This window comes from Rhizobacter sp. P2_H2, assembly GCF_056403375.1.
Genome location: NZ_JBFUFP010000099.1, coordinates 1 through 10,111, shown reverse-complemented (window position 1 = coordinate 10,111; position 10,111 = coordinate 1). Strand labels below are relative to the sequence as shown.

12 protein-coding genes are annotated in these 10,111 nt (G+C 69.9%); 7 read left to right on the top strand and 5 right to left on the bottom strand.

Translation table 11 applies throughout. The annotated features are described in order from the left end of the window. The first annotated feature begins 438 nt into the window (after positions 1 to 438). Positions 439 to 1,128, top strand: a complete 690-nt coding sequence (locus tag AC1D15_RS08765; protein WP_052212571.1) for a YecA/YgfB family protein — start codon at positions 439 to 441, stop codon at positions 1,126 to 1,128. Here the strand turns inward: AC1D15_RS08765 and AC1D15_RS08760 are convergent. Then, positions 1,125 to 2,429: an Hsp70 family protein gene (locus AC1D15_RS08760; RefSeq protein ID WP_477825678.1), complete on the bottom strand. Its 1,305-nt coding sequence runs from the start codon at positions 2,427 to 2,429 to the stop codon at positions 1,125 to 1,127. The two genes, AC1D15_RS08765 and AC1D15_RS08760, sit on opposite strands and share 4 nt — an antisense overlap. Before the next feature lie 59 nt (positions 2,430 to 2,488). Here AC1D15_RS08760 and AC1D15_RS08755 point away from each other — a divergent pair, with 59 nt between their 5' ends. The 3 genes from AC1D15_RS08755 (at position 2,489) to AC1D15_RS08745 (ending at position 4,408) form a co-directional block, all read left to right on the top strand. Further along, positions 2,489 to 3,073, top strand: coding sequence for a sigma-70 family RNA polymerase sigma factor (locus tag AC1D15_RS08755; protein WP_477825677.1), 585 nt, complete (start codon positions 2,489 to 2,491; stop codon positions 3,071 to 3,073). Further along, a complete protein-coding gene (locus AC1D15_RS08750; protein WP_477825676.1) occupies positions 3,070 to 3,801 on the top strand; it encodes an anti-sigma factor in 732 nt (243 codons plus the stop codon). Before AC1D15_RS08755 ends, AC1D15_RS08750 begins: the two co-directional genes overlap by 4 nt. Before the next feature lie 106 nt (positions 3,802 to 3,907). After that, positions 3,908 to 4,408, top strand: coding sequence for a tetratricopeptide repeat protein (locus AC1D15_RS08745; protein ID WP_477825675.1), 501 nt, complete (start codon positions 3,908 to 3,910; stop codon positions 4,406 to 4,408). A gap of 10 nt (positions 4,409 to 4,418) precedes the next feature. Here the strand turns inward: AC1D15_RS08745 and AC1D15_RS08740 are convergent, their stop codons facing one another. Beyond that, positions 4,419 to 5,729 carry a D-amino acid dehydrogenase gene (locus AC1D15_RS08740; protein WP_477825674.1) on the bottom strand — a complete coding sequence of 437 codons (1,311 nt, stop codon included), beginning with the start codon at positions 5,727 to 5,729 and terminating at the stop codon, positions 4,419 to 4,421. Positions 5,730 to 5,739: 10 nt separating this feature from the next. Continuing rightward, on the bottom strand, positions 5,740 to 6,363 hold the full coding sequence (locus AC1D15_RS08735; protein WP_477825673.1) for a LysE/ArgO family amino acid transporter: 624 nt from the start codon (positions 6,361 to 6,363) through the stop codon (positions 5,740 to 5,742). A 108-nt stretch (positions 6,364 to 6,471) separates the two neighbouring features. Between AC1D15_RS08735 and AC1D15_RS08730 the strand changes: the two genes are divergently transcribed. The 3 genes from AC1D15_RS08730 to AC1D15_RS08720 all read left to right on the top strand — a co-directional run bounded on the left by AC1D15_RS08730 (position 6,472) and on the right by AC1D15_RS08720 (position 8,407). Beyond that, positions 6,472 to 7,392 (top strand): LysR family transcriptional regulator ArgP, encoded by a 921-nt coding sequence (locus AC1D15_RS08730; RefSeq protein WP_477825672.1) that lies wholly within the window; start codon positions 6,472 to 6,474, stop codon positions 7,390 to 7,392. A gap of 104 nt (positions 7,393 to 7,496) precedes the next feature. Next, positions 7,497 to 7,712, top strand: coding sequence for a hypothetical protein (locus tag AC1D15_RS08725; protein WP_477825671.1), 216 nt, complete (start codon positions 7,497 to 7,499; stop codon positions 7,710 to 7,712). A 110-nt stretch (positions 7,713 to 7,822) separates the two neighbouring features. Then, positions 7,823 to 8,407, top strand: a complete 585-nt coding sequence (locus AC1D15_RS08720; protein WP_477825670.1) for a hypothetical protein — start codon at positions 7,823 to 7,825, stop codon at positions 8,405 to 8,407. 12 nt (positions 8,408 to 8,419) lie between these two features. Here the strand turns inward: AC1D15_RS08720 and AC1D15_RS08715 are convergent, their stop codons facing one another. Together AC1D15_RS08715 and AC1D15_RS08710 are read right to left on the bottom strand one after the other, a co-directional pair. Next, positions 8,420 to 9,187 carry a metallophosphoesterase gene (locus AC1D15_RS08715; RefSeq protein ID WP_477825669.1) on the bottom strand — a complete coding sequence of 256 codons (768 nt, stop codon included), beginning with the start codon at positions 9,185 to 9,187 and terminating at the stop codon, positions 8,420 to 8,422. Positions 9,188 to 9,191: 4 nt separating this feature from the next. After that, positions 9,192 to 9,965, bottom strand: a complete 774-nt coding sequence (locus AC1D15_RS08710) for a UPF0149 family protein (protein WP_477825668.1) — start codon at positions 9,963 to 9,965, stop codon at positions 9,192 to 9,194. Positions 9,966 to 10,111 lie beyond the last annotated feature (146 nt).

The window sequence follows — 10,111 nt, the reverse complement described above, 5'->3', positions numbered from 1 at the left end:
CCCTGTGAAGGGTGGGCTGGAAGTCCTCAAGAGAGAGGACGTCGTTGGGATCGTTGCGGCCGGTCGCCTGTTGTTCTGGTGAGGGCCCCGGCTCAGTGCAATCGTTGGTATCGCGTGGTTTGGATTTCAAACCCGTGTGACAGCATGGGTGCACTGTAGGAGGACGAAAACGTTTGGGCCATCCCCAATACGGGGGAAACGATTTCATCGCACCTGTGGCACAGGCTCCGCGGCCAGACCTCGTCATCGGCCGCAAACCCAGCATTGGCGCGGCTTGGCGCTGATCGGTCCATGCGCTCAACGGTGCGCGAGGCGCCGCGGCAAGTGACCGAAGTGATGTCGAATTTCCCCACAGAAGTTCGCATGCGTTTTCATGCGTTCGCATCGCGAATGACGCTGTGGCGCGACGTGCACACCGCGCGGCGCGACAATCCGCCGATGCACCCGCCCTCCCACCGCCGTCCGCCCGCGCGCACGCATGCGCCCGCCCCTCCGCTGAGCGAGTCGGAGATCGACGAACTGCAGGCCCGCCTCGATGCGGTGCCGGCGCCGCTCGATCCGCTGGACGCCAGCATGGTCGACGGCTTCCTGTGCGGCGTGCTGGTGCAGCCGGTGCGCGTGCCGGCACAGCGCTGGCTGCCGCTGCTGACCGATGTCGACGGTCGCCCACTGCCGGCGAACTTCGACGCCCGCCGCCTGCACGAGCTGGCGCAGCGCCGCCATGCCGAGCTGAACGACGCGATCACGCGCCGCCAGTGGTTCGACCCGTGGGTGTTCGAACTCGACGACGGCTCGGACGAAGATGACGCGAGCATCGAGGCAGTGCTGCCCTGGGTGGCCGGCTTCGCGACCGCGATGGAGGCGTTTCCCGAGCTGATGAACGGCGACGCGCAGGCGCTGACCGAGCCGCTCGCGCTGCTGTACCGCCACCTCGATCCCGAGGACCTGGAGGACGCCGACGACCTGCTCGAGGAGATCGAATCGCTGGAGCCGCCGGCCGACCTGAGCGAGGCGGTCGAGGGCCTGGTGCGCGCGACGCTGCTGCTGGCCGATGTCGGGCGGCCGCTGCAAGCGCAGCCCGCGGCGCCTCGGCCGCAACAGCGGCCGCCGCACCGCCCGCGGCGTTAACTTCTTTCGAACCAGCGCCGGGCGTGCAGCGCGAGCCCGGTGGCCACGCTCGCGAACCGGTCGCCGCGCACCGCGCGCGCCTGCGGAAACTCTGCCGCGATCTGCTGGGCCAGCAGCCGCAGCCCGGTCGAGCCGCCGGTGAAGTACAGCGCATCGACCTGCTCCGGCCGCAGCCCGGCCTGCAGCACCGTCTCGCGCGCCGCGCCGACGATGCGCGCGATGTCGCCCTCGATCGCCTGCACCGCCTCGCGCTCGGTCAGCAGCACCTCCAGCCGCCGCTCGACGTGCGACAGGTCGATCACCGTGTCGCCGCCCTCGGCGACGCTGATCTTGGCGGCCTCGGCGCGCGATGCCAGCTCGTGCCCCAGCCGCTCGGTCACCACCGTCATCAACCGCTGGTGGTGCAGCGGGTTGCCGTAGAAGCCGCGCATGCTGCGCAGCTCCGCGACGCGCTGCGGGCTGTACACCGAGTTGATCAGGTGCCAGGTCGCGAGGTCGAAGTACACGCCGGTCGGCACCTCGCGCGCCGGCGCGCCGGCCACGCTCGGGCCCATCGCGCCGTAGCCGAACTCGCGCAGGATGCTGGCCAGCTCGACGCGGCGGTCGAAGTCGGTGCCGGCGATGTGCACGCCGTGGTTGGCGAGGATGTCGTCCTTGCGCTCCAGCCGCGGCGCGCGCTCGGGCCCGACGCGCACCAGCGAGAAGTCCGAGGTGCCGCCGCCGATGTCGGCCACCAGCACCAGCTGCTCGCGGTCGACGCTGCTCTCGAAGTCGAAGGCCGCGGCGATCGGCTCGTACTGGAAGTGCACCTCGTCGAAGCCGACCATGGCCGCGGCCGAGGCGAGCGTGGCCTGCGCCTGCGCATCGCGCACCGGGTCGTCGTCGACGAAGAACACCGGCCGGCCCAGCACCGCGCGGTGGATCGGCGACTGCGCCTCGGTCTCGGCCAGCGTCTTCAGGTGCTTCAGGTAGCCGGCGATGATGTCGAGGTACTTCACGCCGCGCCCGCCGCCGACATCGGTGGTCTGCTCGGCCAGGCTGCTGCCGAGGATGCTCTTCATCGAGCGCATCAGCCGGCCGTCGAGGCCGTCGACGTAGGCGGCCAGCGCCGCCCGGCCGAACGCGCGCGGCGGGCCGTTGGTCTCGGCGCCTTCGACGAAGTAGAAGACCGCGGTCGGCATCGTCCGCTGGCCGGGCTCGAGTTCGACCAGGCGCATCGCGCTGGCAGCTTGGCCGGGGGCTGATCCATCGGGAATCGCGATGGCCGAATTGGACGTGCCGAAGTCGATGGCGCAATACATGATGGCGGCGAAGGGCACAACGGGTGGGGGGCGCGGATTGTAGGGCACACTGCCGCGCGATGAATCCGACGAGTGCCCCTTCCAACGACCTGCCCGCGCTGCTCGCGCGCATCGCGCTGCGCGAGCGTGCTGCCTTCGAGCCGCTGTACCGCGCCACCTGCGCGCATCTGTTGGGCGTCGCGTTCCGTATCTTGAACGACAGGGACCGCGCCGAAGAGGTGCTCCAGGAGGCGTTCATGAATGTCTGGCACAACGCGGCGAGCTACCGGCCCGACGTGGCGGCCCCGATGACCTGGCTGATCAACATCGTGCGCAACAAGGCGATCGATGCGCTGCGCTCGGGCAAGACCGAGCGGGCTTCGACCACCGCGCTCGACGACGAGGCCATGGCCGTCGCCGGCGACCCCGCGCTGGAGCCGCAGCGGCTGCTGGACGATGGGCTGACCAAGGCGCGCATCGACGGCTGCATGGCGGCGCTGAACGCCTCGCAGCGGCAGGCGCTGGCGCTCGCGTACTACCGCGGCATGGTGCACACCGACATCGCGCTCGCGCTGAACGCGCCGGTCGGCACCGCGAAGGCCTGGGTGCGACGCGGCCTCGACAAGCTGAAGGATTGCCTGGTCGCGGCGGGGGTCGGCGCATGAACTACCTGAAGCCCGAGCGCCTGGACCGGCTGGCGCGCGAATACGTGCTGGGCACGCTGACCGGCGGCGCACGGCGCCGCTTCGAGCGCGTGCTGGCCGCCAGCCCGGCGGCGTCGCTGGCGGTCGGCGCGTGGCAGCAGCGCTTCTCGGTGCTTGCCGCCAGCGTGCCGCCGATGCAGCCGCGCGAGGCGGCGTGGCAGCAGCTCGAGCGCCGGCTGTTCCCGGTGGCGCCGAAGGCCGCCTCGGGCTTCGGGGCGTGGCTTGCGAACCTGCTGTCCGCGCGCTCGCTCGGCGGTGCGCTGGCCGGCGTGCTGCTGTGCCTGGCGGTGCTGCGGCTGCAGCCGGGGCTGATCGGGCTGCAGCCGCCGTCCGAGGCGCTGCCGCAAAGCTATGTCGGCCTGCTCAGCGATGGCGAAGGCCGTCCGGCCGTGCTCGCGAGCTCGCTGCGCCACGGCCGGCAGCTCAGCGTGAAGCTGCTGCAGCCGGTGGCGGTGCCGGCCGGCCGCGTCGCGCAGCTGTGGGCGCTGCCGCGCGACGGCGGCGAGCCCTTCCCGCTCGGCGTGGTGCCCGACCATGGCAGCGCGGTGCTGGCGCTCCCGGACAGCTCCGAGAAGCTCTTCTTCAACGTGACACGGCTGGCAGTCACCCTGGAGGTGGCGCCGGCGCTGGCCGGTGCGGCGCCGGCGGGACCGTTCGTGCTGATCGGCCCGTGCGTGAAGCTCTGGTAGCAATTTCTTTCAATCGCGGATGCGTCCGTCGGCGCCATCCGCTCCGTAAGTACCGGCAAGACACCGAGGATGGTGTCTGCCAACCCACCCGAAGGACCTGACGATCATGAACACCACTTTCGCCCGCGTGCTGACCCTCTCGACGCTCGCCCTGGCCCTGGGCAGCGCCTTCGCCGCCGACAGCGCACCGCCGGCCCCGACCCCGGCCGCAGCCGCCGCCGCCGCCGACAAGCTGGGCGCGGCGCGCGCGCAGATCGCCGCGAAGAACTGGGCCGGTGCCATCGACGAGCTGAAGAAGGTCAACGATGCCGGCAGCGCCGACTGGAACAACCTGATGGGCTACAGCCTGCGCAAGGCGAAGACGCCCGACCTGGCCGGCTCGGAGAAGTTCTACAACGAAGCGCTGCGCATCGACCCGAAGCACAAGGGCACGCTCGAGTACTCCGGCGAGCTGTTCCTGATGAAGGGCGACCTGCCGAACGCCGAGCAGCGCCTGGCCACGCTGGACAAGGTCTGCGGCGCGAGCTGCAGCGAGACGGTCGAGCTGAAGAAGGCGATCGAGCGCTACAAGGCCGCGGGCAACAAGTACGTCTCGGCCAGCTGGTAACTCGATCGGGTCAGGCCGCGGCCACGCGTGGCGTGCCGGCCTGCGGCACCTCGCCGCAGAACCCGAAGTCGAGCGCCGGGCGCAGGCCGCTCATCAGCTCGGCAAGCGCACGGCCCGAGCCGGCGCCGTGCGTCCAGCCCAGCGTGCCGTGTCCGGCGTTGATCCACAGGTTGGCGAGCTTGCCGCTGCGCCCGATGTACGGCACGTTGGTCGGCGTACTGGGCCGCAGGCCGGTCCAGAAGTTCGGCTCGCGGGTGTCGGCGACGCCCGGGAACACCTCTTCGTAGCGGTCGATCAGCGCCTGGCAGCGCACGCGCGAGGTCGCGCTGTCGAGGCTGGTGTCGTAGCCGGCCATCTCGGCCGTGCCGGCGATGCGCACGTGGTCGCCGAGCCGGCTGATCGCGATCTTGCGCGAATCGTCGAGCAGGCTCGCGACGCTGGCGGCTTCCGGCCGCTTCAGCTTCAGCGTCGCCGAGTAGCCCTTGGCGGGGTAGATGTTCAGGTAGATGCCGAGCGGCCGCAGCAGCGGCGCAGTGAAGCTGCCCATCGCGGCGACGAAGGTGTCGGCCGTCAGCGTGCGCGGCTCGCCGGTCTGCAGGTGGCGCAGCCGCACCGATTGCACCGCACCGCCCGCCGCATCGATGCCGGCGATGTCGTGTTCGTACAGGAAGGTCGCGCCGCGCTGCTGGCACAGCTGCGCCAGCTTCTGCGTGAAGATGCGAGCGTCGCCCGATTCGTCGCTGGGCGTGAAGGTGCCGCCGGCGATGCCGTTCGCGAAGCCCTGCAGCGCCGGCTCGACCTTCAGCACCTCGTCGCGCGACAGCACGCGGCGATCGACGCCGTGGTGGCGCATCAGCTCGGCACCGGCCGCACCCTCGTCGAACTCCTGCTGCGTCGAGAAGAAGTGCAGGATGCCGCGCTCCAGCCGGTCGTACTGGATGCCGGTCTGCGCGACCAGCGCCTTCAGCGACTCGTGGCTGTAGCGGCCCAGCGCCACCAGCTGCGCCACGTTGCGCTCGAACGCGGCGTCGTTGCACTGCAGCAGGAAGCTCAGGCCCCAGCGCCACTGGTGCGGGTCGAGCTTGGGGCGGAACAGCAGCGGCGCGTCGTCGCGCGCCAGCCACTTCAGCACCTTCAGCGGCGCGCCGGCATTGGCCCACGGCTCGCAGAAGCTGACCGAGATCTGCGCGCCGTTGGCGAAGCTGGTCTCCAGCGCCGCATCTTTCTGGCGATCGACCACGGTGACCTCGTGGCCCTGCTCCAGCAGGTACCAGGCGGTGCTCACGCCGATGATCCCGGCTCCCAACACGACGACTTTCATTGAAGCTCCTTCAGAGCGGGCGCCACAACAACTGGGCGGCCACGCAGAACATCACCACCGCGACGCTGGCGTCGATCGCCCGCCACACCGCCGGGCGCTGCAGCCAGCGCGAGGCGGCCGCGGCGCCGTAGCCGAGCGTCACGAACCACATCAGCGACGCAAGACCCGCACCGGCCGCGAATGCGAAGCGGCCGTCGCCCGGCTGCTGTGCACCGACCGTGCCGAGCAGCAGCACCGTGTCGAGGTAGACATGCGGGTTCAGGTAGGTCATCGCCAGCACGCTGGCCACCGTGGCGCCCAGGCTGGCGGYACCGGCGCGCGTCTGCAGGCCGGCATCGACGCCGCGCCAGGCCTGGCGCGCCGAGCGCAGGCCGTACAGGAACAGGAAGGCCGCACCCCCATAGCGCAGCACCTGCAGCAGCACCGGCGCCGACTGCACGGCGGCACCCAGCCCGAACACGCCCAGCACGATCAGCAGCCAGTCGGATGCGGTGCACAGCGCGACCACCGGGCCGACGTGCGTGCGCGCCAGCCCCTGGCGCAGCACCAGTGCGTTCTGCGCGCCGATCGCGACGATCAGGCCGGCGGTCATCAACCAGCCTTGGGCGAATGCGGCGGAGAGGTCGGGGGTCATGGAATCCGGGTGTCAGGACGTCGGCAAAAGCCGGCCGTCGGATTGTCGGCACGGTGGGCGAAGTCATGAAGAAGGATTCATATTTCTCGGCTTGSATTAGGATGGCTTATGAAAGACCTGGACCCCGCCGCGCTCGATGCGCTGGCTGCGCTGGCCGATGCGGCGAGCTTCGAGCGTGCCGCGCAGCGGCTGTCGATCACGCAATCGGCCGTGTCGCAGCGCCTGCGCACGCTGGAACTGCAGGTCGGCCAGCCGCTGGTGGTGCGCTCGCGCCCGCTGCGGCTGACCGAGCCCGGCAAGCTGCTGCTGCGCTTCGCCCGGCAGATGCAGGCCATGCGCGCCGACCTGGCGCACGAGCTGGGCGACGCGCCGCCCACCGACCAGCGCCTGCCGATCGCGGTGAATGCCGACAGCCTGGCGACCTGGGTGCTGCCGGCGCTCGACGCGCTGGTGCACGAGGGCGTGTCGCTGGAACTGGTGGTCGACGACCAGGACTTCACGCACGACTGGCTGCGCCAGGGCGCGGTGCTCGGCTGCGTCACCAGCGTCAGCGAGGCGCTGCGCGGCTGCCGCGTGGTGCCGCTGGGCGCGATGCACTACACCGCGGTCGCGAGCCCCGGCTTCATCACCGAGATGCTGCCGCAGGGGCTGACGCGGGCCAACTTCGCGCAGGTGCCGTTCCTGATCTTCAACCGCAAGGACGACATGCAGCAGCAGTGGGTGGCCCAGGCCTTCGGCGTGCGCGAGCCGCGGCTGCGCGAGCGCCACGTGCCGTCGTCCGAGGCCTACCTGCGGGCGGCGGCGATGGGCTGGGGGATCGGTGTCGTGCCGGAGCTGCAGGCGCGGGCGCTGCTCGACAGCGGTGCGCTGGTGGCGGTGCGGCCGGACGACCGCCTGCCGGTGCGGCTGCACTGGCACCAGTGGAAGCTCGGGCCGGACGGCGCGGCGCCGTCGGCGCGCGTCGGCTTGCTCGACCGGGTCGGCGACGCGCTGCTGGCGGGCGCGCGCACCGCACTGGATGTGACTTGAACCACGGCGGCGCGAACTGCACCGTTCGCGTGCCTCATTTCGGGCTTCAGCACCACCCGCTTGCATCCGACACTGAATGTCACAAGCACTCGTGGAGCGACATCATGAACCTGGCATCCGGATGGTCCTGGCTGGCGTCGCTGACCACGCGCCGCGCACCGCGCCAGGTGGAACCCGAGGCCGCCGACTACGGCACCGCGTTCGGGCTGGACATGAGCCTGTCCCCGCTGCGCGACACCGAACTCGACGCTTTCGAGCATGGCGCGAGCGCCCCGGCACCGCTGCAGTGGATGAGCCGCATCACGTCCCGCGGCCGATGAACTCGTATTGACTCTGACCGCTTGTTGCCCGGATCTGCACCAGAGGGTGCGGAACCTTGTTGTGGAGGCGAGCCACTCAATGGCGCCCTTCCACTTCCCAGGCCGGAGCCATGGACCCCCGCAAACTCCAACCCCGCAAAATACTCCAAAGACTCCGCAAGAAACTCAAGCCCAGAGGGGATGAGCCCGACTTGCAGTCCCGGGTCGAACAGCAACGATCGGCCGCACTGGGAGTCGGGGTGAATCCTTTTGCTCTTCGCTGGAGTGGGCAAGAGCGCGGGCCCATGGCGATGGTCTTGTGGAAAACGAGTCCATGTCTTCCGAAAGAACTGCGAGACGAAATCATCGGTTTCGCCAGCAAGGCCAAATTCATCCAGGACTTCGGCATTGACATTGACATGGACACGGCGAAAGAGATCGAGCAAATTCTCGATCGAGCCCCCAAGTTGAAGTCCAAGATGGAGAAGTTTCTACAGGCCGTCAAGGACCTGTCGACGGGCGACCCGGAGGCGCCAGCGCTTATCGTGCGCATTGCCAAAAAGATATCGAGCAGTCCCGATGCCTCGGTGGTACTCAAGCAATGCATTGAAACGGATACCAACGCAATCCTCAACGCAACGGATCCGCACATGCAGTTCTTGGCCGCACGCAATTTTCTGACCCATCTTGCCGCCTTCGGCGTCAAGACGCAGTGAGGCGTCGCCGAGTCAGACGTCGATCACCCGCAGCCCGTCATACCCGGCACTCTCGCCGCGCTTCGTGTGCCCGCGTGCATTGCAGACGACACGTGTGACGCCACCTGCATGCGCCACCTCGTAGTCGTGCCGGCAGTGCACATGACCGTGGATCCACAGGTCGGCAGCGGGCAGCAGGTCATCGTCGGCATTGCAGAAGCTCGCGGTGCCGGCCTGGCTGCCGTAGCGCGGGTCGCCGCTGCGCAGGCTGGGGCCGAAGTGGGTGATGACGACCGTCRCGTCGGCATCGTTCGGCTCGGCGAGCGCGGCGGCCAGCCACGCACGGCAGGCCAGCGCCTCCTCGCGCACCTGGGGCGCGGCGAAGACCTCGCCGTTCAGCGTCGAGCGCTGCACCTTCATGAAGTACGAGCCGGCGCGCATCGATTTCTCGCGCTGCGCGGGCCCGAACAGGTCGAAGTCGCACCAGCGCACCGTGCCGGCGAAGCGGATGCGCCGGCCGTCGGCGCCGGTGCGGATGCAGGTTTCGCGCTCCAGCATCGTGATGCCGAGCGCTTCGCAGCGTGCGCGCAGGGCCGGCCAGGTGTCGTTCAGCTCGCGGCCGTCGAACTCATGGTTGCCGGCGACGAAGACGATCGGCACCGGCCAGCCGCGGAAGGCGTCGAACGCCTTCCAGGTGCTGTCGATGTCGCCGGCCAGCACCAGCAACTCGGCGCCGGGCGCCGGTTCGGGCGTGAAGGTCTCGGTTTCCTGGTGCAGGTCGGACAGCAGCTGGAACTTCACTGACTCAGGTGGCGCCGTGGCACTGCTTGAACTTCTTGCCGCTGCCGCACGGGCACGGGTCGTTGCGGCCGACCTTCGGCGTCTCGCGCTTGACCGTCTCGACCTTGTAGCGCGCATCGCGCGTCAGGTCGGACAGCTCGGCGACGGTCGTGACCATCTCCTCGATCGCGTCGTCCAGCGTCGACAGCGGGTACTCGCGGTCCAGCGTCGCGACGACCTCGCGCTCCTCGTCGGTCTCGGCCGGCAGGTGGCGGTACAGCCGCGCCAGCGCGGTCATCACCTCGTCCTGGGGCAGCTCCATCAGGTCGGGGAAGCAGATGGCAGCGTGCTGGAAGCCGGCCACCCACGGCATCAGCGGCTGCGACACCTCGGCCAGCCCTTCCATCGGATCGACCTCGCCCTCGGCCAGCGGGGCCGGCGGGTGCTCGTCGTCGAACTCCAGCACCAGCGGGTTGAACCAGCCGTCCTCGACGATCGCGCGGTTCAGCGCGGCATAGCGGCGCAGCACCAGGGCGCTGGTGCGCTCCAGCCAGGCGGCGTCGACGTCGTCGGGCAGCGGCTGGCCGTCGAAATCGAACACATGCGGCAGCCAGGTCGCCGGCTCCAGCAGCACCGGCTGCACCAGCACGCCGCACAGGAAGCCGTCGAGCATCACCGCATCGACCGGCTGCAGCGGCTCGGGCGTGGCCGCCAGCAGGTCGTCGAGTTCGGCGAACTCGGCATCGGTCAGGTCGTGGGCGGGCGGCAGCGAAGCGGGCAGGGCGGTGGGAGCGGGCATGGCGGGTCTCTTGAACAAACGATCGAGCCGGGATTGTCGTCTGATCAGCAGGCGATCACGACTTGCCGGCCGAGAAACTGCCGATCAGCCGGTAGCGCGCCCCGGGATGCACCAGCCGCGCGACCGACGCGACGATGCCCTGCGAC